Here is a 26,991-nt window from a genome sequence, read left to right as displayed (position 1 = left end):
CTTTACCCTTTGCAGGAACGGCGCTAAAAGGCCTGCCAGATAAGTAAGGACTTACTTATCACACGTAAAAACCACCCGCATTGGTTGGCGGGACTGGATCAAGGAGCATTGATATCATGTCAGCAGCTATTTCCCTTACATTTCCCGATGGATCGGCCCGCGAGTTTGCGCCTGGCACCACAGGCCGTGACGTCGCAGAATCCATCTCCAAATCCCTGGTCAAGAAAGCGGTTGCCATCACCATCGATGGTGAGTTGCGCGACCTGTCTGACGTTGTGACTGCTGGCAAAATCGAGATTGTGACCCGTACCGATCCGCGTGCGCTGGAGCTTATCCGCCACGACGCTGCCCACGTGATGGCTGAAGCTGTGCAGCAGCTGTGGCCCGGCACGCAGGTGACGATTGGCCCGGTTATCGAAAACGGCTTCTATTACGACTTTGCCAAGAACGAACCTTTTACGCCTGAAGATCTGCCGAAGATCGAAGCGAAGATGAAGGAAATCATTGCGCGCAATGCTGCCTTCACCAAGCAGGTCTGGTCGCGCGACAAGGCGAAGGAAGTGTTTGCTGCCAAGGGTGAAAGCTACAAGGTTGAGCTGATCGACGCGATCCCGGAAGACCAAGATCTGAAGATCTATTACCAGGGCGATTGGTTTGACCTTTGCCGCGGCCCGCACATGGCCTCTACCGGCCAGATCGGCACGGCGTTCAAGCTGATGAAGGTTGCTGGTGCTTACTGGCGTGGTGACAGCAACAATCCAATGCTGACACGTATCTACGGCACGGCCTGGGCAACACAGGAAGAGCTCGACCGTTACCTGCACATTCTGGCCGAAGCTGAAAAGCGCGACCACCGCCGTCTTGGCCGCGAAATGGATCTGTTCCATTTCCAGGAAGAAGGTCCGGGCGTGGTGTTCTGGCATGGCAAGGGCTGGCGCATGTTCCAGGCTCTGACAAGCTACATGCGCCGTAACCTTGAAGGCACCTATCAGGAAGTCAATGCACCGCAGGTGCTGGATGCGTCGCTGTGGGAAACCTCCGGTCACTGGGGCTGGTACCAGGAAAACATGTTTGCGGTGAAGTCGGCCTATGCCTTCACGCACCCGGAAGACAAGGAAGCGGACAACCGCGTCTTTGCGCTGAAGCCGATGAACTGCCCGGGTCACGTGCAGATATTCAAACACGGCCTGAAGTCCTACCGCGAACTGCCGGTGCGTCTGGCGGAGTTTGGTACCGTTCACCGTTACGAGGCTTCTGGCGCTCTGCACGGCCTGATGCGCGTCCGCGGCTTTACGCAGGACGACGCGCACGTTTTCTGCACGGAAGAGCAGATGGCAGCGGAATGCCTGCGCATCAACGAACTCATTCTGTCGGTCTACAAGGACTTCGGCTTTGATGAAGTGGTGGTGAAGCTGTCCACACGCCCTGAAAAGCGCGTTGGTAACGATGCCCTGTGGGATCGTGCTGAAAGCGTGATGATGGATGTGTTGAAGACCATCGAGGAACAGTCGGAAGGCCGCATCAAGACTGGCATTCTGCCAGGCGAGGGCGCGTTCTATGGTCCGAAGTTCGAATATACCCTGCGCGATGCGATCGGCCGTGAATGGCAGTGCGGCACGACGCAGGTGGACTTCAACCTGCCGGAACGTTTTGGTGCTTTCTACATCGACCAGAACTCGGAAAAGACCCAGCCAGTGATGATCCACCGCGCGATCTGCGGTTCGATGGAACGCTTCCTTGGTATTCTGATCGAAAACTTCGCCGGTCACATGCCACTGTGGTTTGCACCTTTGCAGGTTGTTGTTGCGACGATTACCTCCGAGGCTGACGATTACGGCCGCGAAGTTGCCGAAGCACTGCGCGATACGGGCATGACGGTTGAAACCGACTTCCGCAACGAGAAGATCAATTACAAGGTGCGCGAACATTCGGTCACGAAGGTTCCTGTCATCATCGTTTGCGGACGGAAGGAAGCCGAGGAGCGCTCGGTCAACATTCGCCGTCTTGGCAGCCAGGCGCAGACTTCCATGTCGCTGGAAGAGGCAATCACCAGCCTCGTCGACGAGGCAACGCCGCCAGACGTCAAGCGCAAGCGCGCAGCCAAGGCTGCCCGCGTAACCAGCGCAGCATAAAACAGAAACGGCGCCGAAAGGCGCCGTTTTCATATCTGCTGTTAGTGTCTGATTTTGATGATGTCTCTGCGCGGTGATGCCACGGGAGACTTGACGTTACGTCAGGATCAGAAGTCGCCGCTGCCGTCGTCGGTGTTTTCAGGCTCCTTCATCAGCACTTCCACGTCGGTATCGTGGCTTGCCTCAACGGTGAAATTGCTCTGGTAGACCTTGTCCTTGTTGCGGGCGATGGCGGTATATTCGCCTTCAGCCAGCACCATGGTGGAGAAGGCGCTGACGCTTTCGCTGACGATATCGCCGCCGCTTGTCAGAACCGACCATGCTGTATCGGCAATGGCTTCGCCGCCTTTTTCAGACACCAGTTTCAGCGTTGCCTGTGCTGCGTGGTGCTGCAAGGTGGCTTCGGTCAGCTTGCCGGCTTCAACCTGAATATCGGCACGGACAACGGCGTTGATGCCGCCATATTCCGACACGACATGATAGGTGCCGGCATTCAGGCGGATGATGGTGTTGGGCTTGACATCGTTCATGACCAGCTTGCGCTCGCCATCGTCGCTGACGTCAGAGGAATAAACCGAAAATTTCAGCAGGTTTCCGGGGATTTTACGGTCTGTCCCGGCCGTTGCATTCAGCACGAAGCCGCCAGCATCCAGAATGAGAACCTGCTTGTCGACCTTGCCGGACATCGGAACAACCAGCTTCTTGGTGACGCCAGCGCGGCCAAAGGTAACATTGATGAAATAGTCACCGGGCAACAGGTGGAAGGTGGCGGTGCCGCCTTCGGAACTGGCCAGCATCGGCAGTTTGCCATCTTCACCGGGAATAGGGCTAAACACGCGCCAGGCAAGGCCTTGCTGCATGGCCTCACCATCACCGGTCAGCTTTGCCTCGAGAATGACATCAGATGCGGTTTGTGCTGGTTCGCTGGCCGATGGCGGCGTGAAGGCATTGAGCTTTGGCATCTTGGCGGTGCCGCCAAGCTGCTTGAAACCCTGGAACGCATCATTGGCAAAAACGGCATGAGACGGCATAACAATTGCGCCGACCGCGATTGCCAGACTTGCCGCAAATTTGATGGCTTTCATGATTGTTACCAATTGACTTCTGTATTTCCGGGGACCACTTGAAACCGAAGGTCATGGCTATTTCAAGACCCATACCCTTACATGCCACAGCAATGGAAGACCGTTATCATGAAAAGTGACATCACGCTTCTGGATTATCTCAATGTCCGTCGCTCAATTCCCGCTTTCCAGCTTTCAGAACCTGGCCCGGAAAAGGCCGAGATTGAAGAAATCTTGCGCCTTTCGGTGCGTGTGCCTGACCATGGCAAGCTGGCCCCTTGGCGTTTTATCGTTTACCGCGGCGAGCAGCGTGAGAAACTGGGACGTGAGATGCTGGAGCTGGCGCTGGCTGACAAGCCGGAGATGAGCGACGAACAGAAGCAGGTGGAACTGACACGCTTTACCCGCGCCCCGGTTGTTGTTGCTGTTATCAGCACCGCCGGTCCGCATGTGAAAATCCCTGAATGGGAGCAGATCATGTCGGCTGGTGCAGTGTGCCTTAACCTGATCATGGCGGCCAATGCCCATGGTTATGCGGCCAACTGGTTGACCGAATGGATGGCATTTGACGCCAAGGCATGGCCAGCACTCGGCATTGATGCCAGCGAAAAGGTCGCGGGCTTTATCCATATTGGTTCCACGACATTCCCGCCGGTTGAACGTCCGCGCCCCAACGTATCAGATGTAGTGACCTGGGTGGGCTAAGGGTATGTTCTACGAGACAGCAGCGAATGCCCACGGCCTGCGACATGATCCATTCAAGGCGATTGTCGCACCACGGCCGATTGGCTGGATTGGTACCAAGGGTAATGACGGGTCTTTCAACCTGTCTCCCTATTCCTTTTTTAACGTTGTCTCGGACAATCCCAAAATCGTGATGTTCTCGTCCAGCGGTCGCAAGCACAGCCTGCGCAATGCCGAGGAAACGGGTGTGTTTACCGCAAGTCTCGTCAGCAGAGATCTGGTGGAAAAGACCAATCTTTCCTCACGTGCGGTCGACTACGGCGTCGATGAGTTCCAGCTTGCTGGTCTGACCTCCAAAATGGGCCGTGTGGTGGAAGCGCCTTTTGTCGGTGAAGCCCATGCGGCGCTGGAGTGCCGTGTCACGCAAATCCTGCAGCCGGTTGGTCTTGATGGTGAGGCGGCGGATAGCTGGATGGTGTTTGGGCAGGTGGTTGCCATTCATATTGACGATTCGATCATCCGGGATGGTCGTCTCGACATGGGCCTTGCCCGGCCGATCGGCCGCATGGGTTATATGGATTATTGTGATGGCGGTTCGGATGTTTTCGAGCTGCAAAGACCATAGGATGTTCGCAATGCACTGAAACCCTTGGGGGTTCAGTCTGTTGCGCTCGATGCCTTCCATGAAATCAAGACGCCGGAATGCTTTACCGCATTGCCGGCGTTTTTGTTTTCCTGCGCAAATTCTTATGGTTTTGCAGCCGTTAACAAGCATGGTGAACCAAACGTAAACCATTTGCTCCTAGGGTGCATGAACGGGCAGAGATGAGGCGGGACCGTTTTTCGTACGCTTCTCCTGTTCGGCCTGAAATGTGGTGATGTATTCAAGAGGCTGCTGTGATCGTTAAGGCATTCCTTCGCTGGTCTGAGACGGCAAAAGTTGCAGATAGAGCTAGTGCAGCCAATGCTCTTGGTCGCGCCTATCTCGTCGAAGGCATGAACAAGGAACAGCATGAGGCCGCCTATATGGCGTTGACCTATCTGCTGGATGATCCGTCGCCACGCGTGCGTCTTTCGCTTGCGGAAGCCATTTGTGATTCTCCCGTTGCGCCACGCGCCATTGTTGTTGCGCTGGCCGAAGACCAGCCGGAGATTTCCGGCACTGTCATCATGCGCTCGCCGGTTCTGCGCGACATGGATCTGGTTGATCTTGTCGGCCGTGGTGATGTGGCAACCCGGTCCTTTATTGCAGCACGTCCTTATCTGACGCGTGGCGTGTGCGCCGCGCTGGCGGAAGTCGCCGATCTCGGTGAACTGTTCATTCTGCTGGAAAACGAGCTGATCGATATCTCGCGCATTTCTCTGCGCCGGATTGTCGAACGTTTTGGCGAACATGCCGAAATCCGCAACCTGCTTCTGGAGCGTGATGACCTGCCGGCTGACGCCCGCCATGCGCTGTTGAACCATGTCGGCAGTGCGCTTGCCTGTTCTGATCTGGTCAATGCCTTTGTTGATCGCTCGCGCATTGATTACGTCATTCGTGATGCCGGTGATACCGCAACCGTTGAAATCCTGGCTTCGGTGCCACAGGCCGATATGCCTGCCTTTGTCGACCATCTGCGCAAAAGCGGTGAGTTGAACCCGGCATTGCTGATTTATGCGCTATGTGCCGGTCGCCTGAGCTTCTTCAGCGAAGCCATGTCCAATCTGTCACAGCTGGATGAAAAGCGCGTACGCTCCATTCTGGCAACCGGCCGCGTGCCAGCGGTGCAGGTGCTGTTCCATTCTGCCGGGCTGTCGAAAGATATCTGTGCCGTGTTTGTGGATGCAACGCTGTTGTGGCGTGATGCGGCGCAGTCGATTTCCGGCGTCGCGCTGGAAGATATTTGCGGCAATCTGGTTGCCAAGTTCCGTGCGCGTCACGGGCTGCCAGCGGTCGTCGATGAACTTCTCGATATGCTGGAAAAGCTGCAGATGAACGAGCAGCGCCAGAGAGCACGCTCTTATGCCAGCGGCCTGATGATTGACGCTGCCTGATCCAGGCCTTCTGGTGAAACGCCTTATTTGGTAAAGCGTTTCGCCATCCAGGAATAACTGTCCTCGACAATTCGCACCGGTTTGACAAACAGGTTCTTGACGCCTTCCGTTGATGGAAGAATACGTCTGACGCGGGTAATGGCCTGTGCGGTCAGGGACTGTTCGTGTTCAGCCGTCATCGGTGCCTGTCCGTCAGCCTCGACATGCGCTTCTGCCGTCGTTGCGGGATCTGTGGCCTTTGGCTCGCATGTCGGGGCGCTAGCTGTCTGGGCATCCGGTGTCTGGCACACGGCAACGACAACCGGGTAGGGTGCATTGGCGTAATTGCCCAATTCCTTTTCGGAAGCGGCATCACACAGCTCGATGCTGGTCCATTGCTGCTGCAAGGTGGCCACGTGATGGCAATCGACGGCGCTGTCGTCGCAGCCAAGAATGGTCATGAGGACAAAGGCTGTTTTCATATCTCTGGCTGCCTTGAATGATGAAATCGCACCGTAGAAACTGTATTTTGGGAATTGCACGCCAATTGCAGTTACAATAGGGCAGATGAATTCTCACAAAACAGACGTGGCATAATTTTATGACGATCTCAATTCAGCTGGAACAGGCCGGTCAACCGGATATCATCACGCTGCTGGAAATGTCGGACGCCTATATGGCGTCGCTCTATCCCGCGGAAAGCAATCACCTGCTTGATGTCACCACCCTGATGAAGCCGGAGGTTTCGTTTCTGGTGGCGCGCAAGGAGGGGCAGATTGTCGGCTGCTGTGCGCTGGTGTCGCAGGATGACGGTTTTGCAGAGATCAAACGGATGTTTGTCGACCCCAATGCTCGCGGCCTGAAAATCGGGCAGAAGCTGATGGACGCTATTGAAACGCTCGGTCGTGATCTTGGCCTGCGGGCCATTCGTCTGGAAACCGGTATCAGCCAGCCAGCAGCGATTGGTCTTTACCGCAAGGCGGGCTTTGAGGATGTGCCGGCCTTTGCGCCTTACCAGCCTGACCCGCTCAGCCTTTTTATGCAAAAGACCCTCTGAATGACAAAACCCGCTAAACCAGGTTTAGCGGGTTTTCTTTTGGGTCGTTTAAGAGGCCGCTTTTCGAAGTGGCGGCGGTGGTGCTTGCGTGCCGTCAGTCGATGCGGATATGTCCACTGTCTCTGCCGGGGTGGATGACAGTTCCACCTCACGCACCCATTCACGCCAGATGGCAACCAGAAGCGCCATCAGCACCGGACCGATGAACAGGCCGAGGAAACCCATGGTTTTCACGCCGCCAACCAGACCGAAGAAGGTTGGCAGGAATGGCAGCTTGATCGGGCCACCGACCAGACGCGGACGAATGGTCTTGTCAACAATGAACAGTTCCACCGAACCCCAGACGAACAGGCCAACACCGGCTGCGACCGAACCACTGGCCACCAGATAGATCGACACCAGCGTAAAGGACAGCGGTGCGCCACCAGGAATAAGCGCCATGACGCCGGTCAGCACACCGAGCGTGACAGGCGAGGGTACACCGGCAATCCAGTAGGCGATGCCGAGAATGATACCTTCACCGATAGCGATCAGCGTCATGCCTGTGACGGTCGAGCTGATGGTGGCCGGTACAACGCGCGAAATCCGCTCCCAGCGGGTTGGCAGAATACGTTCGCCGAGCAGGTCCACCTGTTTGGAGAAGGAAGCGCCGTTGCGATAGACGAAGAACAGCGCAATCAGCAGAAACAGGAGCGTCAGGATAAGGTGGAAGGCGCCGTTACCGGCGGCCAGAACGGCGCGGTAGATGTTGCCGATGTTTGCGCCACTGACCAGTTGAATGACCTCACCGATCGCACCTGGCGTGCCGATATATTTTGTCCATTGTTCTGTCAGCCATACGCCAACACCCGGCATGCCGGAAATCCATGCCGGTACCGGTGCGCCATACCGGTTTGCCTCAACCGCCCAGCCAAACCATTCGCGAATTTCACTGGCCGTATAGGACGCGGCAATGACGATTGGCACGATCAGGAAGGTGATGATGAGTATGATGGCGATGGTAGCGCCAACGGTAGTGTTGCCGCCGACATTCTTCAGCAGCTTTCTGTACAGCGGCCAGCTTGCAAAGCCGATGACCAGTGCGGCCAGCACCGGCACTAAAAAGCCGTGAAAGAAGTAGATACCGGCAGCGACGATCAGAATTAGAAGCCAGCGAGCAGCGGATATGGAAGGTATGAGCGCCATACGGGACGGCGTGACAGGGCCGAGCCATTTCTGCTCGCTCTGTGGTCTATGGGTGTCTGCGCTGCTCACAACGAATGTCTCTTTCGCATTTCGAAATGTTTCCCTTCAGTGTCACACGGCGACGTTGTTTTGTGCAAACCTTAAAGGGTCATTCCATCGTTTTTATTGTCCTCACTTAATATAGTGAAGGATTTTGGTAAAAATAACGCAACACCCTTGGCTCAAATATATAAATATGACAATTAGCCATCACTTTTCGCATGCTGCGATGTGATTGCGGCGACTACCGGAAGTAGATGAGATGCTGAAGCGGTTCTTTTCCTATTATCGCCCTTACCGGGGTTTGTTCATAATCGACTTTTCCTGCGCCGTGTTATCCGGCGTGCTGGAACTCGGCTTTCCCATGGCCGTCAAAGCGTTCGTGGATATTCTTTTGCCGCAGGGTGACTGGCCGGTTATCTTGCTGGCGTCGATCGGATTGCTGGCGGTTTACGTGATCAATACGGGCCTGATGGCAATCGTCACCTATTGGGGACATATGCTTGGCATCAATATCGAAACCGATATGCGCCGGCTGGCCTTTGACCATTTGCAGAAACTGTCCTTCCGCTTTTTCGACAATCAGAAGACCGGCCATCTTGTTGGCCGCCTGACCAAGGATCTGGAAGAGATTGGCGAAGTGGCCCATCACGGCCCTGAAGACCTGTTCATTGCCATCATGACCTTTATCGGTGCCTTGTTGCTGATGATGTCGGTTAACGTGCATCTGGCGCTGATCACTGCCGCTGTGGTGCCAGTGACCGCCTGGGTGACCAGCCGTTACGGTGGCCGCATGACGCAGAACTTCCGCGCACTTTACGGCCGGGTTGGCGACTTCAATGCGCGTATTGAAGAAAATGTCGGCGGCATGCGCGTTGTGCAGGCTTTTGCCAATGAGGACCACGAGCGCAAGCTGTTTGAGACCGACAACCAGAACTACCGCACCACCAAGCTGAATGCCTACCGCATCATGGCGGCCAGCACGTCGCTGAGCTACATGAGCATGCGTCTGACGCAGATGATCGTCATGATTGCTGGTGCCTGGTTCGTGCTGAAGGGCGACCTGACCAATGGTGGTTTCGTTGGCTTCCTGCTGCTGGTTGGCGTGTTCTTCCGTCCGGTTGAAAAGATCAACTCGGTAATTGAAACCTATCCCAAGGGCATTGCCGGTTTCCGTCGTTTCCTGGAACTGATGGAAACTGCGCCGGATATTGAAGATGCACCCGACGCCATTGATGCACCGGCGCTGCGTGGCAATATTTCCTACAGCAATGTCGGTTTCAGCTACAGCGACAAGCGTGACATTCTTCGCGGCATCAATCTTGATATCAAGGCCGGGGAAACCGTTGCTTTTGTTGGTCCCTCGGGTGCCGGTAAAACAACGCTTTGCTCGCTGCTACCGCGTTTTTATGACGTAACGTCAGGTTCGATCTCGATCGATGGCATCGACATCAGAAAGATGAAACTATCGTCTCTGCGCAGCCAGATCGGTATCGTGCAGCAGGATGTGTTCCTGTTTGGCGGTACGGTGCGTGAAAACATCGCTTACGGACGCCTTGGTGCGACCGAGGCCGAGATCAAGAGTGCGGCGGCGCGCGCCAAGCTCGACACGGTCATTGCCGCCATGCCGAACGGGCTGGATACGGTGATTGGCGAACGCGGTGTGAAACTGTCCGGTGGCCAGAAGCAGCGTCTGGCGATTGCCCGCATGTTCCTGAAAAACCCGTCCATCCTTATTCTGGACGAAGCGACATCGGCGCTGGATACGGAAACCGAACGGGCCATCCAGCAATCGCTGGCCGAGCTTTCCAAGGGCCGCACCACACTGGTTATCGCCCACCGCCTGGCAACCATCCGTGATGCCTCGCGCATCGTGGTGGTGGATGAAACCGGCATTGCCGAAACTGGCAACCACGAACAGCTGATCGAGGCAAAAGGCCCTTACAGCCGTTTGCATGCGGCACAGTTCGGTCTGGCTGGCGCGTGACGCCTGCCTGAACCACGTGATTTGGAAATGATGAAGCCGGCGTGGTCCTGATGGAACATGCCGGTTTTGCTGTTTGGGGCTAGACGAAGTGCGCAACAACTGCACCACATCGCAGCCTGGCTTTGGCTCATGGGTGTTCTCTTGCCTCATGGTCCTATCACTGCCAAAAACGTACAACCCTGTTTTCTCAACTATGAGTCGTGCATGTTGCAGTTTTTGAAGCGATTGAGCCGATCTTCTAAACCGCGTAATGACGCCGTTGAGGCACCGGTCGATCCCAAGGCGTACCGGGTGTTTACCCGTGAGTTTGACGTGGTTACCCACGCTGGCGAATTGAGTTCAGTGATTGGGCCGATGTCTGGCGAGGAAAAGGCTGATCTCAGGCAGGCATTTGATACGTTTAAGGACGCATTGCTAGGCTGGAAGACGAAAGCGCGGATCGCCAGTCTCGAAGCGTCAAACGAGCTGAGAAACGTCAAAACGACGGAAGATCTGGAAAATACCGTCGTCACAATCCTTGTTGATCACTCCAGATCGATGGCCGGTCGCAACATGCTGCTGGCAGCTGCTGCGTGTCAGATTGCCATGGAATTTCTGGGCGCGATGAATGTCAAACTTGAAGTGCTCGGTTTCACCACGGTTGGCTGGCGGGGCGGAAAGTGCAGACGATTGTGGGAGCAACAGGGCAAGCGCGCGGCGCCTGGTCGCTTGGCTGAAACGCTTCATATCATCTACAAATCTTCTGAACTCGCCTATCGCGAGGGCAGGGCATATCTGTTGGAGCCGATGCTTCGGCTCGGCCTGCTCAAAGAAAACATCGACGGCGAGGCGATTGAATGGGCCATATCAAGGCAAATGGATATCCAAGCTGAGCGACGCATTGTCGTTGTGCTATCAGACGGGGTGCCCTGCGATGACGCGACACTCTCAGCCAATGATACAAACTACCTCAGCCGCCATCTCAAGCAGGTGATCGCCCAGACCGAGATGCAAGGTGCCGTTGAACTGGTCGGTGTCGGCGTCGGTTACGACGCCTCGCAATATTACCGCACCTCGGCCCGGATGGATGAAATCGATGATCTGGGAACTACGCTGATTGATGTGTTGCGTGATGCGCTGAAAAAGGATTTTGCTTGAAGCGGTGAGGGGCGTTCCGCCCCGCGCAGATCTGTGATGACTGGGAGTCTGACGGTAATAGGGGCTTTTACCATCATCACGTCTCGTGTTCACGTCATCCTAGGGCTTGTCCCTAGGATCTAACCACATCTCGTCAAACGAAACTGATATGGCTGGGTGGTTAGATCCTCGCCACAAGGGCGAGGATGACGCCAAGAAGATAGCACTCGTGCAAATGCAGTAGTACGCACCCGAAAAAGGGCGCGGCGGGCAGTTTTTTTACGGAAAAACGAAGTAAGCCGCAGCGGCTGTCACCCCGAAGCGGTGTCGCTTCGGGGCATATGACTTAGATGTCGAGGTTTTCGGCGAAAGCGGCGCGTTCCTGAATGAAGCGGAAGCGGGCGTCAGCCTTGGTTCCCATCAGGTTATCAACGGCCTCCCTGGTGCCTTCGAAGTCGACGTCATCGATGACGACCCGCAGCAGGGTACGCTTGGACGGATCCATGGTGGTCTCCTTCAACTGCGCAGGCAACATTTCACCAAGACCTTTAAAGCGGCTGATTTCCACTTTGCCACGGCCCTTGAACTCTGTTTCCATCAGTTCGGTACGGTGGGCGTCATCACGCGCATAGGCCGATTTTGAGCCCTGCGTGATTTTGTAAAGTGGTGGCACAGCCAGATACAGGTGATTGCCACGGATCAGTTCCGGCATTTCCTGATAGAAGAAGGTAATCAGCAGCGATGCGATATGCGCGCCGTCGACGTCGGCATCGGTCATGATGACGATACGTTCGTAACGCAGGTCTTCATCACGATATTTGGTGCGCGTGCCGCAGCCGAGCGCCTGAATGAGATCGGCAATCTGCTGGTTGGCGGACAGCTTTTCACGGCTGGCGCTACCGACGTTGAGGATTTTACCACGCAGCGGCAAGATGGCCTGATTGGCGCGGTTACGGGCCTGCTTGGCGGAACCGCCAGCCGAATCACCTTCCACGATAAACAGTTCAGCGCCTTCGGCGGTGTTTTGCGAGCAGTCTGCCAGCTTGCCGGGCAGGCGCAGCTTGCGCACGGCCGTCTTGCGGTTGACTTCCTTTTCCTTGCGGCGACGCAGGCGCTCTTCCGCACGCTCAATCACCCAGTCGAGCAGTTTTGCTGCTTCATTGGGGTTGCCAGCGAGATAATGGTCGAACGGGTCACGCAGGGCGTTTTCAACGATACGCTGTGCTTCGACGGTTGCGAGCTTATCCTTGGTCTGGCCGACAAATTCCGGTTCGCGAATGAACACCGACAACATGCCGACGGCCGAGATCATCACGTCATCGGTGGTGATCTGCGCTGCACGCTTGTTCTGCGTCAGTTCGGCATAGGCTTTCAGACCCTTGGTCAGCGCAATACGAAGACCGGCTTCGTGTGTGCCGCCCTCAGGGGTCGGAATGGTGTTACAATAGGAATGGATCTGTGTATCGCCACCATACCAGGTGACTGCCCATTCCATGGCGCCATGGCCGCCGGTCTTTTCCGTCTTGCCGGAGAAGATTTCGCGCGTAACGGTGAAGTCCTTGCCAAGCGTTGCGGACAGATAATCCTTCAGACCGCCGGGGAAGTGGAAAACAGCCTTTTCCGGGATTTCGCCACCGGCCTGCACAACGCCGGGATCGCAGCTCCAGCGAATTTCCACGCCGCCGAAAAGATAGGCTTTCGAGCGGGCCATGCGGAAAATGCGGGCCGGATCAAATCTGGCATGATCGCCAAATATCTGCGGGTCGGGGTGGAACTTGACGCGTGTGCCGCGACGGTTGTGCACATCGCCCAACTCTTCCAGCGGGCCCTGTGGCACACCGCGAGAAAAACGCTGGCGGTACAGTTTGCGGTTACGGGCAACTTCGACCTCAAGCAGGTCGGACAGTGCGTTAACAACGGAAACACCGACGCCGTGCAGACCGCCCGAGGTCTCATAGGCCTTGCCGTCGAATTTACCACCGGCGTGCAGCTTGGTCATGATGACTTCAAGCGTCGACTTGCCCGGCACCTGCGGGTGGTTTTCCACCGGGATACCACGGCCGTTATCGCTGACAGTCAGGTTGCCCTGCGTATCCAGATGCACTTCAATGAAGTTTGCATGTCCTGCAACCGCTTCGTCCATCGAGTTGTCGATGACTTCGGCAAACAGGTGGTGCAGCGCCTTTTCGTCGGTGCCGCCAATATACATGCCCGGGCGCATGCGGACCGGTTCAAGCCCTTCCAGAACACGGATCGACGATGCACCATAGTCATCGCCGGAGGACGATGCCGGAGGTGCAACGGACACGGCTGTTGGCTTGCTGTTGGTGTTAGCAGCAGGTGCAGGCGTTTCATTGACTGTAGTGCCGGTATCGGATGGCTCTGTCACCACCGGGATACTTGAGAATAGATCGTTACCGTTATCCATGTTGCCTAATCGTTGTCGTGCGCCATCTTATGGCCATCCGAATCAGCGCGATTTTGCCACAAATGCCAATCGAGCGCGATTCCGCGCAATTTATCAGGGTTTTTCCGGATGAGGATTGCGCTGCCTTACCGTCAATGGCAAGGGAGTGGCTGTCAATCAAAATGGTTTTCGCTGCATGTCCACAGTTCATTTCGCATTTTTCGTGTTTCTTGTCACGGTATTTGGGGCTTCAACCTCCTCGGCGCAAGGCTCTGATGGTCCGCTGAAACCCTATAAGGACAACCTGTTTTCGCGCCAAAGCGTGCTGGAGCAGGCCGATGGCGGTCGTTACGAAACGATCGATTACCAGGAATTGCGCGACATCAACGAGCGCGATGAAATCCCCGAACGACGCGTCAAGCGCAGCTATGTCACGCCGATTGCCAGAAAGGCGCAGGCGCTGGAAACGGTGCAGGCTGACGGCCGCACCATGGAGGTGGGACGCACCGGGCAGGCGGCGGGACAGGCCTTTACGGTAATCTTCATTCACGGTCGTGGCGGTGACCGCAGGCTTGGCATGAATGATTACAGCTTTGGCGGCAACTTCAACCGGCTGAAGAACCTGGCGCTGGACAATGGCGGCACCTATTACGCACCCAGTGTCAAAAGCTTTGACGCGCAGGGCGTGGCCGATGTTGCGGCGCTGATTTCCCATGCGCGCCAGCAATCTGGTGGTCGTCCGGTTATTCTTTCCTGCGCCTCGATGGGCAGCTTCATTTGTTATGGCATCAGCCGTGACGCGCAGGCGGTGGCCAATCTGCAGGGCATGGCACTGTTGGGTGGGGCGCCTGACCCGGAACTGCCGACCAGCGCTGCGGCAAAGGCAAAATTGCCGATCTGGTTTACGCACGGCGCCAATGACAGTGTCTATAAATCCGGCGACCAGGTGTCGATCTACCGGCAATTGCTGAAAGCCGGACAACCGGTTCGTTTCACCATGTTCCAGACGGGTTCGCATGGAACACCAGTGCGCATGAGCGACTGGCGGGCAATTCTAAACTGGATTTTGGTGCAATAAATCGCCGCAGGGCGTTTTTGACATTAATTTGAACGCGCCAGAGGCAATTTTAACCAATGTTTTGAACCAAATTTCTTATTTCCTGTACCAATTGTTTCCCGTTACAGCTAATGGGAGAGATGAGGGGGAGGCGGTACTGGATTTCATGCGCTTTACACCCCTGAATTGGTTCGTATGTGACGTTTGGTTGCCCTCGATTTTTGCTTGAGGGCGTACAAGAGCAGGAATGGAAATCTCATGACCCCTGATGTTCGCCCGCTTGTTGCGGGAAACTGGAAAATGAATGGAACTCGTTCTTCGCTGGATCAGATCAAAGCGATGGCGCAGGGCGTTAAAGGTCCGCTTTCTGACAAAGTGGAAACACTGATTTGCCCTCCCTCTACGTTACTTTACGTTGCGACAGCTCTTTGCGACGACAGCCCGCTGCTGATTGGCGCGCAGGATTGCCATGAAAAGGAATCGGGTGCCCATACCGGTGATATCTCTGCCGAGATGATTGCCGATTGCTTTGGTACACATGTCATCGTTGGCCATTCCGAGCGTCGCATCGACCACGCGGAAACTGACCATCTGGTCCGCGCCAAGGCACAAGCCGCCTATGCAGCCGAGTTGGTGGCCATTGTCTGCATCGGTGAAACCGCAGATGAGCGCAAGGGCGGCCAGACGCTCGATATCTTGAAGCGCCAGCTGTCCGGCTCTGTTCCTGACGATGCCAATGCACAAAACACGGTTATTGCCTATGAGCCTGTCTGGGCCATCGGTACCGGCCTGACGCCAACTGTGGATGATGTGCGTGACGCCCATGCCTTCATGCGCAACGAACTTGTGGCGCGCTTTGGTGACGAAGGAAAACGCGTTCGTATTCTCTATGGCGGTTCGGTAAAACCCTCCAATGCATTGCAGCTGATGGGCGTTGAAAACGTCGATGGCGCATTGATTGGTGGTGCAAGCTTGAAAGCCGATGACTTCCTCTCCATCTACGCTGCTTATGAGCAATTGACCGCCTGATGTTCTTTAAGGTGTGTTGGGGGCTTGGAATACGCGCCTAGCTCATGTAAAGAGCGGCCAACATGTTTTTGACTGTGTCCGTTAAGGGCAAGACTGGATTACCATGCAGACCGTTTTGATTGTCATCCATCTCATGATCGTGCTGGCGCTTGTTGGCGTGGTGCTGATTCAGCGTTCAGAAGGCGGCGGCCTTGGTATTGGCGGCGGTTCCGGCTTTATGTCGGCCCGCGGTACGGCCAATGCCTTGACGCGCACAACCGGCATTCTTGCTGCGTTGTTCTTCCTGACGTCTCTGGGCCTTGGCCTGTTGACCCGTTATGAAGCGCGTCCGACCGACATTCTCGATCGTATTCCTGCAACGCAGGGTCAGGGCAACGGCATTCTCGATACGCTCGGCCCGGCAACGACACCTGCCGCACCTGCACCAGCTGGTAACGGCGTTCCTAACAGTTCTGAAGGGGCAGCAACTCCGGCGCAATCGACACCAGCGCCTGCGGCACCTGCCGACCCGACAGCAGTTCCGACCGGTCAATAATCCCGGTCAGCGCATAACACTCCGGCAGGCCAAAACCTGCCGGTTTTCTTTTGTCCATATTCCGGCCGGTTGCCTCGTTTTCCACGTGTGATTTCGGGGTTCGAAAAATTTGGGCTGGCGGAATCAATAAAATGAAGGTATCCGGTGAATCCCATGGCGCGATATGTATTCATCACAGGCGGCGTGGTCTCTTCCCTTGGTAAGGGCATTGCAGCCGCAGCACTCGGAGCATTGTTGCAATCCCGTGGATATCGGGTGCGGCTTCGTAAACTCGACCCCTATCTCAATGTCGATCCCGGCACCATGAGCCCGACACAGCACGGCGAAGTGTTTGTGACGGACGACGGCGCAGAGACCGATCTTGATCTTGGTCACTATGAACGTTTTACCGGACGTTCTGCCACCAAGACCGACAACATCACCACGGGTCGCATTTATAAAAATATCATCGATAAGGAACGTCGTGGTGACTACCTCGGCGCGACAGTGCAGGTCATTCCGCACGTTACCAATGAAATCAAGAACTTCGTGATCGAAGGCAATGACGAATACGATTTCGTCATCTGTGAGATTGGCGGCACGGTGGGCGACATCGAAGCCATGCCGTTCATGGAAGCCATTCGTCAGCTTGGTAACGACTTGCCACGTGGCACCGCCATTTACGTTCACCTGACATTGATGCCGTATATTCCGGCAGCAGGCGAGTTGAAGACCAAGCCAACCCAGCATTCCGTAAAGGAACTGCAGGCGCTCGGTATTCATCCTGACATTCTGCTGGTGCGTGCAGACCGCGAAATTCCGGAAGCGGAACGTCGCAAGCTTTCCCTGTTCTGCAATGTGCGCGAATCTGCCGTTATTCAGGCGCTGGATGTAGCAAACATCTATGACGTGCCGATGGCCTACCACAAGGAAGGTCTCGACAATGAAGTGCTGGCTGCCTTTGGCATCGAGCCTGCACCAAAGCCACGCCTTGAGCAGTGGGAAGAGGTTTGCAACCGTATCAAGACGCCGGAAGGCGAAGTTACGATTGCCATCGTCGGCAAATATACCGGCCTCAAGGATGCCTATAAGTCCTTGATCGAAGCGCTGCATCACGGTGGCATTGCCAACCGGGTCAAGGTCAAGCTGGAATGGATCGAATCCGAAGTCTTCGAAAAGGAAGACCCGGCGCCATACCTCGAAAAGGTCAATGCTATCCTGGTTCCAGGCGGCTTTGGCGAGCGTGGTTCGGAAGGCAAGATCAAGGCGGCACAGTTTGCGCGTGAGCGTAACGTTCCTTATTTCGGCATCTGCTTTGGTATGCAGATGGCGGTTGTGGAAGCTGCACGTCACCTGGCTGGCATCGAAAACGCATCTTCGACCGAGTTTGGCCCGACCAAGGAGCCGGTTGTTGGCCTGATGACCGAATGGGTCAAGGGCAACGAACTTGAGAAGCGTTCGTCCAAGGGTGACCTTGGTGGCACGATGCGCCTTGGCGCATACAAGGCCGCGCTGAAAAAAGACACCAAGATTGCCGATATCTACGGTTCTACCGATATCTCCGAGCGTCACCGCCACCGTTACGAAGTGAACGTGGACTACAAGGAACGTCTGGAGAAATGCGGTCTGGTATTCTCGGGCATGTCGCCTGACGGTGTTCTGCCGGAAACGGTTGAATATCCTGACCATCCTTGGTTTATCGGCGTTCAGTACCATCCGGAACTGAAGAGCCGCCCGCTCGATCCACATCCGCTGTTTGCCAGCTTCGTTGAAGCGGCGCTGGAGCGTAGCCGTCTGGTCTGATTTTCACAGACAGATATGACATTTAAACGCCGCCCGACAGATATGCCGGGCGGCGTTTTTTTGTTTTTGATGGGGAATGAGGGAAATACATTTTCAAATGCACGCATTGATTGATTTTGTGTGTGGGTCTGATAAGTCCGAAACGATATCGGCGTGACTTATCAATGAGGGGCACAGTGGACGAATACCGAGAAATATGGACCGATGCCGACTTTGACGACATGAGGTGGTCCGACGCGACGCTATATTCCATGGATATGCCACGGGATGGAACTCTCTCCTTCGACATAGATCATCTCTTCAAATGGCACCACGTGGGGGATCGGTGCGAAGGTTGGGACATTGCTCCCTGCACTCTGAGATTTGAGAATGTATCCGGCTTGAATGCATCTTTGAATTGGATGAATTTGGGCCATACGATCTATGGTTATCCCAGCATTCATTACATCACTCGCCGCAACGCTAGGCCAACGTCCAATGGCAAGTTAACTGTCTGGGATTACGAAATCCTACTCAATTTGGGGGAAATTCATTTCAGTTCGACTGGTTATAAACAGACGCTGCGAAGCCCGGCTGTCTTTTCTGAAACACAGGATCTTCCTAGGGCCACTTGGCGCCCCTAACCTCTACCCTTGTGGGAGAGGAAGAAAAATCATGGTCTTGGCTTTAGCCAAGTCATAGATTTTTCAGGTGAGGGGTTGGTGTACCTGCACACCTTCAATTGTTTGATGCGGACGCTTCTCACCAAAATATCCCTCAACGCTGATTGTCTGGCTCCAACCGTTCCCACACGCGGCTCTCATGCCTCGTGCTTGTCACGGGGATGCAGGTCAGTCCCAGTCCTGGAAGATGTCTTTTGACGCGCAGACGCGCGTTTGCTGGATCCCTGTGACGGGCACAGGGAAGAGGGTGGTTGAGGTGACTTTCGCGGCAAATGACCCTGCCAGGCGATAAACGTCAATGCAGATGTACGACGGCCTGCAAGGCAGTAAACCTCAACGCAAATGCGCAAATGCCTGGGCGGCAAAGACCGACATGGGTTGCGGCAGGTTGTCGAGATCAAACCAGCCGATGTCAGACAGCTTGTCCGGTTCCGTCAGTATGGCGTCACCAGAGGCGTCATCGGTCACGTAGATAAACGCGACCCAGTGCTGTTTTTCGTCGGGAATGATCTGTTCGGTCACGCAGAGGAAGGAAACTTCGCCGATTTGAAGGCCGGTTTCTTCGTTGGCTTCACGCCGTGCCGCTTCAAAGGCCGGTTCGAGGTGATCCACCTTGCCACCGGGAATGCTCCAGTGGCCGGCTTCTGGTGCTTTCATGCGACGGCAAAGTAAAACCTTGCCGTCACGTCTTATAACAAGCCCACAGCCGACGCCGGGAAAATCAATGCCGGGAAGACCGTTCATGCCATTCTCACTTACATGTTTTCCAATCAGCCCTGAGGCCAACAGGATATTGCGACCAATCAGGCCTTGGCGTTGGCCACAATCAGCATGAAGGCAGGAATGTCGTCGCCGAAACCGACAGGTGTCGGGCCATCATCATTGTCACGATAGTGGCGGCGGCGGTCGCGGTTGTCATTATTGGCGTTGTCGCCATTATTCTGACGGTCAAAATGACGGGGTGCCCTGTCAGTTCTCTGTTCGGATTTCACCCTTGTCTCTCCCGTAGGTTCTGGTGTTGTAACAACGACAGCTGCCGGTTGTTCGGCTGGTGCTGCTTCGCTCGGACGGCGGGGTTTCTCGCGGCTCTTGCTGCGATCACGGTCCTTGCCACCACGGCCGCGCTTCTGGCGGTCATTGTCGTAGCTTTCCATCGGCTCGGGCAAAGCGGTCAGGTCACCGCTCATCCATTCGAGTTTTTGACCGGTCATCTTCTCGATGGCATCAAGGAACTTGGTGTCTTTTGCTGTCACAAGGCTGAATGCCTTGCCGGAACGACCGGCGCGGCCGGTTCTGCCGATACGGTGTACGTAATCTTCAGAATGGATCGGCAGGTCGAAATTGAAAACGTGGCTCACATCAGGAATGTCGAGACCGCGTGCAGCAACGTCGGATGCGACGAGCAGCTTGAGATTGCCTTCCTTGAAGCTGGCCAGCATATTGGTGCGCGAACGCTGGTCCATGTCGCCGTGCAGGGCACCCACGGAAAAACCATGACGATCCAGCGAACGGAACAGATCTGCAACGTCTTTTTTGCGGTTGCAGAAAATGATCGCGTTCTTCAGGTCGTCTTCTTCGCTCTTGATCAGATCGCGCAGCACAGCGCGCTTCTCGTAATCCTTGGCGTTGGCCGCAACGATACGCTGCGTCACCGTCGTGGCGGTCGAAGAGGGCTTTGCCACTTCGATGCGAACCGGGTTCTGCAGGAAGCGGTCGGCCAGCTTCTGGATTTCTGCCGGCATGGTGGCCGAGAAGAACAGTGTCTGGCGTGTGAACGGGATCATCTTGGCGATGCGTTCGATATCAGGGATAAAGCCCATGTCCAGCATGCGGTCGGCTTCGTCGATAACCAGAATTTCAACGCCGGTCATCAGCAGCTTGCCGCGTTCACAGTGGTCGAGCAGACGGCCGGGGGTGCAGATCAATACGTCTGCGCCGCGCTCCAGCTTGCGGTCCTGCTCTTCAAAGGAAACGCCACCAATCAGAAGCGCAATGTTGAGCTTGTGATTCTTGCCGTATTTTTCGAAGTTCTCGGCAACCTGTGCTGCCAGTTCGCGTGTCGGCTCGAGAATGAGCGTGCGCGGCATTCTTGCACGGGCGCGGCCCTTTTCAAGCAGTGTCAACATAGGTAGCACGAAAGACGCTGTCTTTCCTGTTCCTGTCTGCGCAATGCCACAGATATCGCGGCGCTCAAGCGCCGGAGGAATTGCGCCAGCCTGAATCGGCGTCGGTATTGTATAACCGGCATCCGTAACGGCGGAGAGGACTTTCGGGCTCAGGCCCAGATCAGAAAATGTTGTCAAAGGAAAATTGTTTCCATTCGAATTGGCAGAACGCTGCGTCACATCGCCGGAACGTTAACGGCGATTGGGCGCGGCATAGGCCGAAATTGGCTGAAAGTCAAGGAATTCGCCACAATTGGCGGGACTGAAGGTCACATATGTTAACGCTTCGCAACTGTATTTGTGAAAAACAATTTGTAAGCACCGCTTTTGGCGCGTTGACGGCGTTTTTCAGGCTGTCACCATGCGGAGAGATTTTGCCGGGAACCGCCAGCGTAGCCGGCGGAATAGTTAGTTCAGGTAGGATTGCAACTTCACGCCCGCGCTCAGGAAACGCATCGGGTCGATCGGGCTGTCGTTGCGACGTACTTCGTAATGTACGTGCGGGCCGGTGGAGCGGCCAGTGCTGCCAGCGCGGCCAACAATGTCGCCGGCTTCAATAGTGTCGCCAACCTTGACGAGAATGGCTGACATATGTCCGTAGCGGGTGGTGATGCCCTGGCCATGGTCGACCTCGACCATGTTGCCGTAACCGCCGGAATTGGCGGCAACCGTCACGGTGCCTGCGCCGGTCGACCGCACGTTTGCACCGGTCTCTGCCTGAAAATCAATGCCTGCATGCAGGGCCGGGCGACCAAGAAACGGGTCCATGCGGTTGCCAAAGCGGCTGGTGATGTTGCGGCCCGGGGCAGGGTTGCCAAACGGCAGCTCACCTGCAGTACTGCGCATGATCTCAAGCCGGTTGAGGGCCACATCGAGATCATTCATCGAATTTTCGAAGATGCTGCCATTGGCGTCCTGCGGTTCGACGAAGGGACCACCGATGCCGGATGGCTTGAGGTCATCGATCTTGATGCCGGTGCGCGTCATGATCGCCGCCATTTCTTCGGTCTTCTTGTCGGCGCCACGGGTAAGTTGGGTGATTCGGTGCAACTGGTCCTGTTCGATTGTCTTGAGCGATAGCGTGACCTTGGAAAATACCCGGTCGGCTCGGTCCGACGAGTTTTCGCCAACAGGGGCATAACCAAGGGCGGCAAATGCTGCAGGCGTTGCTGCCTTTTTCGATGTACCGAGAAGGTTTTCAATGGCGTTTACGCCGCCAGACAGGCTGGCCTGTTTGCCCGGTGTTGCTGTTGTAGATGGTTCTTCCGTGCTGAGGCCGGATTCTTCGGCGCGCTCCAGCAATCCGCCAAGACGGCCGTGGCGCGAGGTGAGGGCGGCCTGCTGCTCGAAAAGCTTTTCCACTTTCTGTTCAACAACTTGCTGGTCCAGCAACTGGCGTGATGTCACGCGGTCGATCTGGGCGCGCAGTGCAGAAATGCGGTCTTCATAGTCGTGTTGCATACGGGCCTGATGGGCAATGGTTGCGCCAATCAGGTCATCGCGGAAAATCAGATAAGCGGTGGCAGCGAGATAACCGATGCCGAGAACGCAGACGAAACACAGTGTCATTGCTGCCATCCACGGGCGGATGGTCAGGTGGCGCACATGGTCGCCACTGGCAAGGATCAGCACATGCTGCTTTTTTTGCTTGCCGAATGTACGGTGCTCTGCGGGATGAGCCAAAATCACGTCCTCAGCGGTTTCGTTATGCTGAAGGATGGTATTTTGTTATGGTTAATGAAGTTTTGATGCTGCCGGTATTTATGGGTTAAACACCGGCAGAAATGCTTATTCGAAAGACCTTTTAGGCGTTCAGGCCCTGTGCTGCTTCAAGCACTTGTTGGGCGTGGCCAGCCACTTTCACCTTGTTCCAGACGTGGGTAATCTTGCCGTCAGGCCCGATCAGGAATGTGGTTCTTTCCACGCCCATGTACTTTTTGCCGTACATGCTTTTTTCTTTCCACACGCCATAGGCTTCCAGCGTGGCTTTGTCCTCATCGGAGGCCAGCATCACGGTCAGCGCGTGTTTGGCGGCGAATTTGTCGTGGCTTTTGACCGAATCAGGTGAGATGCCGATAACCACGGTATTTGCGGCCTCAAACTGCGCTGCAAGGGCGCTGAAATCGATTGCTTCGACCGTGCAGCCGGATGTGTCGTCTTTGGGATAAAAGTACAGGGCCACATTTTTTCCCGAAAGAGCCGATAAAGTAACGGTTCCGGCCCCGTTTTTAGAAAGCGTGAAATCGGGTGCCTTGTCGCCGACAAGCAAATCTGCCATGAGCTTAACCTTATGTTTCGCCTTGGTGTTGAGGATTATTCCTATCAACCGTTATAGACTGCAACGAAAACCGTCCAGTGCCTGGACACGATGTTTCAGGAGACGAGCGCGGACGAATGGCTGAGATTCGCGGCGAAAAAGTAAAATTTCGCAAGCAGGATATTATTCCGCTGCACGATCTGCCTTCTGCGAAAGCGGAAGAGCCCCTTATCGTGCATTGCCCGCCGCCACGGTCCGTCAGTCGCGTCTGCCTGAAATTTGTCACCGGCATTTTTGTTGTGGTGTTTCTGTTCTTGGGCGGCGTTGTCGCCGCCATTGAAACCGGCTCGGTCGACGGCATCTTGTCCTCGCAGGCTGAAATGGCGCTGAAGCGGGCGATTGACCCGCGTTACGAGGCGCGCATCGGTTCTACCGCCATTCGTTTTGTCAAAGGGTTCCGGTTGGCGCTTGAGGCGCGTGACGTCGATATTGTCGATACGCAAGGCCAGAAACACCTCAGCCGCGCTGCCGTCATTCGTATGGCGTTAAACCCGATGGCGTTGCTGACCGGCCAGATTTCGCTTGAGAGCATCGATGCATCATCGCTGTCGCTGGATGTCGCGTCGCTGCCGGCCGGCAAACCGATCGATATCTCGACCTGGCGGGTGGATGCCATTCCTGAGGTGCTGGAAACGGCATTTGGTTCGCTGGATGGCATGTTGTCCAATTTTGAGCGGGCTGGCACCGACCGCATCAGCATTGACGGTATCTCGATCACCATTCCGAAAAAGGACGGCGGAAAACCGCTGTTGTTTGACGTTCGACAGATGGCGATGACCCGCAATCCACAAGGCGGCTACAATCTGGACGGTGAATTGGCCTTCAATGGTGAACTTGCCGCCTTCTCTTTGTCGATTGAGAGTGCGGGCGGCAAGATAACGGCGTTTGAAGCCAATCTGGACGGGCTTGATCTCAATCCGCTGACCATCCGGCGCGATCCGGAAGGTTTCATGCACGAGGGGGCCGACCTCAAGGCCGGTGTTCGCATTATCGCAAAACGCCAGAGCCCCGAGGTGGCACCGCTTTTGAGCGTGATGTTGGGTGTCGGTAATGGCAGCCTTTATATTGGCGGTGAAGAACAGCTGGTTTCCACTGGCCGCATGACCGCACAGTATGATTTTGAGAAACGCGAAATCGAAATTGCAAAGTCGCGGCTGGAGCTGGAGCGTACCGTCGTTCCGTTTGAAGGCAGTATCAAGGATACGGCAGACGATCAGGCGCAGCAGGGTTTTGATCTGGCGCTGTCTGTGACCGACGGTATTGCGGCGGCCGCTATGTCTGGCGAAGCGCCTGTACCCTTCGGGCTGACTGCAAATGGCCAATATCTCAAAGCGACCAAAGAGTTGAATGTGCCGTCGCTTTATGTGGCGGGGCCGCTGGGTGATATGGCCGGATCGCTGAAGATCCGCTTTGCCGAGCAGGGATCGCCGGAAATCAGCTTTGGCGGACAGATTCCCAAGATGGAGGCAACCGCAGTCAAGCAGCTGTGGCCGTTCTGGATGGCGCGCAAGGTGCGCCCCTGGGTGGTTGGCAATATTTTTGGTGGCACCGTTACCAATGGTTCGATTGCGGTGTTTATCCCGCAGGGCAGAATGTGCGGCATCGGTTGCCCGCTGGAACTGCATGACGACGAAATCCAGATCCAGTTCGATATCGAAAATACCCGGCTCAACATAACAGGTGATATTCCGCCGCTGCGTGATGCGGTGGCGCATTTCAATCTCAAGGGCGAGAAGGTTGATGTGACGGTTGCCAAGGCAACGTCCTACTTCCCGTCCAACCGTTCGCTGGCGGTGGAAAGTGGCCGTTTCACCATACCGTCGACCTATGCCAAACCGCTGATGGCTGATCTTGACCTGTTCGTGTCCGGCAGTGCCGATACGATTGCAGAAATGGCCAATTTCAAACCGATCAATGCCTTGAAGGATACGACCTTTAAACCCGAGGATTTCAGGGGCAATGTGAAGGCGCAGGTCAACGCAACCTTCGGTCTGCTTAGCAGCCAGAATCCGCCGCATCCGGCATGGGCGGCCAGCCTGACGCTGGACAATGTCTCGCTGGCAAAACCCTTTGCCAACCGTCAGGTGGCCGATCTGAACGGTGCGCTGAACATCGACAACAATGTTCTGCGCCTGCAGGGCAACGGCAAGGTCGATGATGTGGCGATGGACATCAACCTGATCGAACCCCTGAGGGACAGCAGCAAGATTGCCCGTGAATTTTCGTTGAAGGCGGTGATTGGCAATGATCAGATTGCCAAATTTGCGCCGGGGCTTGGCAGTATCGTCAGCGGACCGATAACGATGCAATTGGATGGCAAGGGTGAAACCGACCAGACCATCCGGCTTGATCTGACCAAATCGTCGCTGACCGTTCCCGGTATTGGCTGGAGCAAGGGTCCGGGCGTCAAGGCGGACGCGACCTTCCATATGCTGTCGGATCAGGGGCGGGTGTCGATCCGCGACTTTGAGTTGAAGGGCGATGGTTTCGGTGCCAAGGGCGATCTGGAACTGGCGCAGGGCGGGCTGGTTTCCGCTGACTTCTCGCATATGAAACTGTCGGCGTCTGATGACTATGCCGTGCAGATCAAGGCCGCCAAACGTGATTATGTGGTGACGGCCTCGGGCAAGTCGGTTGATATCCGGCCGCTGATTGCGCGTATTCGCAGTTCAGAAAAATCCGGTTCTGACGACGGTGCTGGCGACATAAAGATCAATGCGCGGTTCGACCGGGTGATCGGGTTCAACAATGAAGCCCTGTCCAACGTCACATCCAACGTCTTCCTGCGCAACGGTAAACTCAACTCCCTGCAAATGGACGGTGTTACCGACAGCCGTCAGGCAATTGTCGCGCAAACCAGTGCCGGTGGCGGACGCCAGACCATCAACCTGACCAGTAGCGATGCCGGTGCAATTATCCGTTTCGCCAACATCTACACCCGCATCAATGGCGGCCTGCTTAACATCGTGTTCAACACCGTCAATGGTGATGATTGGTTCGGCTCTGTCGATATGCGCAACTTCTCTGTGTCGAACGAGCAGAAGCTTCAGGACATTGTTGCGACACCGGTTGGTCAGGACGGACGCAGCCTCAACAAGGCGGTGCGTCGGGATATCGACGTCAGCTCGGAAAAGTTCCAGCGTGGTTTTGCGCGCGTCATTTATGGCGGCGGCGCGCTGAATGTCGAAAATGGCGTTGTGCGTGGCGAGCAGGTGGGTGCGACCTTCCAGGGCACGCTGAAGGACGCCAATGGCAATATGGACATGACCGGCACGTTCATGCCTGCCTATGGCCTCAACCGGCTGTTTGGCGAACTGCCCTTCATCGGTGTCATTCTGGGCAATGGCCGCGACCGTGGTCTGCTGGGCATCACCTTCAAATTGTCTGGCCGTTCCGACACGCCACGGCTGACGGTCAATCCGCTGTCGCTGATTGCACCTGGCGTTTTCCGGCAGATTTTCGAGTTTCAGTAAACGAGAGTTTCAGGCCTCACCCGCATTTCCAGCAGTTGGGCTTTGCTTCAAGATGTTGAAATCGCTTCCTCTCCCACGAAGGGATGATGGGCGGTGCTGCGCCGTTTTATTATCCCGTTACGCTCTCTGTCTGGCCTCGGCGGCCCAGCCCCCCACTCCTCATCAAGTCAGTCTTGATTGATTGTTTTCGTACTCTTTGAGCCTTGCATTTGCGATGACGATGATGTGGCGCATGAGGGCACCGAGCGCTGTGAGTTTGGATTTGCCTGCGGCCAGTAGACGTT

At 55.6% G+C, this 26,991-nt stretch carries 19 protein-coding genes and 1 pseudogene; 12 read left to right on the top strand and 8 right to left on the bottom strand.

Going from position 1 to position 26,991, the window contains the following annotated elements; translation table 11 throughout:
• Positions 1–116: 116 nt before the first annotated feature.
• Positions 117–2,132 carry a threonine--tRNA ligase gene (gene thrS / locus HGO37_RS00100; protein ID WP_250981664.1) on the top strand — a complete coding sequence of 672 codons (2,016 nt, stop codon included), beginning with the start codon at positions 117–119 and terminating at the stop codon, positions 2,130–2,132.
• A gap of 107 nt (positions 2,133–2,239) precedes the next feature.
• On the opposite strand, the gene HGO37_RS00095 is transcribed toward thrS, so the two are convergent.
• Positions 2,240–3,217 (bottom strand): RgsD C-terminal domain-containing protein, encoded by a 978-nt coding sequence (locus HGO37_RS00095; RefSeq protein ID WP_192488786.1) that lies wholly within the window; start codon positions 3,215–3,217, stop codon positions 2,240–2,242.
• 108 nt (positions 3,218–3,325) lie between these two features.
• On the opposite strand from HGO37_RS00095, the gene HGO37_RS00090 reads away from it, so the two are divergent.
• From HGO37_RS00090 to HGO37_RS00080, 3 genes are all read left to right on the top strand, one after another.
• Positions 3,326–3,901, top strand: coding sequence for a nitroreductase family protein (locus HGO37_RS00090; RefSeq protein WP_250981663.1), 576 nt, complete (start codon positions 3,326–3,328; stop codon positions 3,899–3,901).
• 4 nt (positions 3,902–3,905) lie between these two features.
• Complete coding sequence (locus HGO37_RS00085) at positions 3,906–4,505, top strand: flavin reductase family protein (RefSeq protein WP_250981662.1); 600 nt, start codon at positions 3,906–3,908, stop codon at positions 4,503–4,505.
• 272 nt (positions 4,506–4,777) lie between these two features.
• Complete coding sequence (locus HGO37_RS00080) at positions 4,778–5,917, top strand: DUF2336 domain-containing protein (RefSeq protein WP_250981661.1); 1,140 nt, start codon at positions 4,778–4,780, stop codon at positions 5,915–5,917.
• 23 nt (positions 5,918–5,940) lie between these two features.
• Here the strand turns inward: HGO37_RS00080 and HGO37_RS00075 are convergent, their stop codons facing one another.
• Positions 5,941–6,378, bottom strand: coding sequence for a hypothetical protein (locus tag HGO37_RS00075; RefSeq protein WP_250981660.1), 438 nt, complete (start codon positions 6,376–6,378; stop codon positions 5,941–5,943).
• Between the two features lie 119 nt (positions 6,379–6,497).
• Here HGO37_RS00075 and HGO37_RS00070 point away from each other — a divergent pair, with 119 nt between their 5' ends.
• The gene (locus HGO37_RS00070) at positions 6,498–6,953 is read left to right on the top strand and encodes a GNAT family N-acetyltransferase (RefSeq protein WP_250981659.1); all 456 of its coding nucleotides are present in this window, start codon (positions 6,498–6,500) and stop codon (positions 6,951–6,953) included.
• 48 nt (positions 6,954–7,001) lie between these two features.
• On the opposite strand, the gene HGO37_RS00065 is transcribed toward HGO37_RS00070, so the two are convergent.
• On the bottom strand, positions 7,002–8,207 hold the full coding sequence (locus tag HGO37_RS00065) for an AI-2E family transporter (RefSeq protein WP_250981658.1): 1,206 nt from the start codon (positions 8,205–8,207) through the stop codon (positions 7,002–7,004).
• 232 nt (positions 8,208–8,439) lie between these two features.
• On the opposite strand from HGO37_RS00065, the gene HGO37_RS00060 reads away from it, so the two are divergent.
• Both HGO37_RS00060 and HGO37_RS00055 read left to right on the top strand, forming a co-directional pair.
• Complete coding sequence (locus tag HGO37_RS00060) at positions 8,440–10,164, top strand: ABC transporter ATP-binding protein (RefSeq protein WP_250981657.1); 1,725 nt, start codon at positions 8,440–8,442, stop codon at positions 10,162–10,164.
• Between the two features lie 204 nt (positions 10,165–10,368).
• On the top strand, positions 10,369–11,301 hold the full coding sequence (locus HGO37_RS00055) for a cobaltochelatase CobT-related protein (RefSeq protein WP_250981656.1): 933 nt from the start codon (positions 10,369–10,371) through the stop codon (positions 11,299–11,301).
• Positions 11,302–11,626: 325 nt separating this feature from the next.
• Here the strand turns inward: HGO37_RS00055 and parE are convergent, their stop codons facing one another.
• A complete protein-coding gene (gene parE, locus HGO37_RS00050; RefSeq protein WP_250981655.1) occupies positions 11,627–13,708 on the bottom strand; it encodes a DNA topoisomerase IV subunit B in 2,082 nt (693 codons plus the stop codon).
• A gap of 175 nt (positions 13,709–13,883) precedes the next feature.
• On the opposite strand from parE, the gene HGO37_RS00045 reads away from it, so the two are divergent.
• The 4 genes from HGO37_RS00045 to pyrG all read left to right on the top strand — a co-directional run bounded on the left by HGO37_RS00045 (position 13,884) and on the right by pyrG (position 18,090).
• Positions 13,884–14,765, top strand: coding sequence for an alpha/beta fold hydrolase domain-containing protein (locus HGO37_RS00045; RefSeq protein WP_250981654.1), 882 nt, complete (start codon positions 13,884–13,886; stop codon positions 14,763–14,765).
• Positions 14,766–15,002: 237 nt separating this feature from the next.
• Positions 15,003–15,773 (top strand): triose-phosphate isomerase, encoded by a 771-nt coding sequence (gene tpiA, locus HGO37_RS00040; protein ID WP_250981653.1) that lies wholly within the window; start codon positions 15,003–15,005, stop codon positions 15,771–15,773.
• Between the two features lie 103 nt (positions 15,774–15,876).
• Complete coding sequence (gene secG, locus HGO37_RS00035) at positions 15,877–16,308, top strand: preprotein translocase subunit SecG (RefSeq protein ID WP_250981652.1); 432 nt, start codon at positions 15,877–15,879, stop codon at positions 16,306–16,308.
• A 144-nt stretch (positions 16,309–16,452) separates the two neighbouring features.
• Positions 16,453–18,090, top strand: a complete 1,638-nt coding sequence (gene pyrG / locus HGO37_RS00030; RefSeq protein ID WP_310503186.1) for a CTP synthase — start codon at positions 16,453–16,455, stop codon at positions 18,088–18,090.
• A gap of 995 nt (positions 18,091–19,085) precedes the next feature.
• On the opposite strand, the gene HGO37_RS00025 is transcribed toward pyrG, so the two are convergent.
• From HGO37_RS00025 to bcp, 4 genes and pseudogenes are all read right to left on the bottom strand, one after another.
• Positions 19,086–19,496 (bottom strand): NUDIX hydrolase, encoded by a 411-nt coding sequence (locus HGO37_RS00025; protein ID WP_250981650.1) that lies wholly within the window; start codon positions 19,494–19,496, stop codon positions 19,086–19,088.
• Between the two features lie 344 nt (positions 19,497–19,840).
• A pseudogene (locus HGO37_RS00020) lies at positions 19,841–21,055 on the bottom strand (DEAD/DEAH box helicase); the annotation flags it as partial.
• A gap of 270 nt (positions 21,056–21,325) precedes the next feature.
• Entirely contained in the window at positions 21,326–22,600 is a 1,275-nt protein-coding gene (locus tag HGO37_RS00015; RefSeq protein WP_250981648.1) for a M23 family metallopeptidase, read from the bottom strand.
• 121 nt (positions 22,601–22,721) lie between these two features.
• Positions 22,722–23,195 (bottom strand): thioredoxin-dependent thiol peroxidase, encoded by a 474-nt coding sequence (gene bcp, locus HGO37_RS00010; protein ID WP_250981647.1) that lies wholly within the window; start codon positions 23,193–23,195, stop codon positions 22,722–22,724.
• Between the two features lie 116 nt (positions 23,196–23,311).
• Here bcp and HGO37_RS00005 point away from each other — a divergent pair, with 116 nt between their 5' ends.
• Positions 23,312–26,707, top strand: coding sequence for a YhdP family protein (locus tag HGO37_RS00005; RefSeq protein ID WP_250981646.1), 3,396 nt, complete (start codon positions 23,312–23,314; stop codon positions 26,705–26,707).
• Positions 26,708–26,991: the final 284 nt, after the last annotated feature.

It is taken from the genome of Rhizobium sp. CG4 (genome assembly GCF_023701965.1).
Taxonomy (GTDB): Bacteria; Pseudomonadota; Alphaproteobacteria; order Rhizobiales; family Rhizobiaceae; genus Agrobacterium.
The sequence above is the reverse complement of the archived record's forward strand: the minus strand, read 5'-3'. Positions and strand labels throughout refer to the sequence as shown.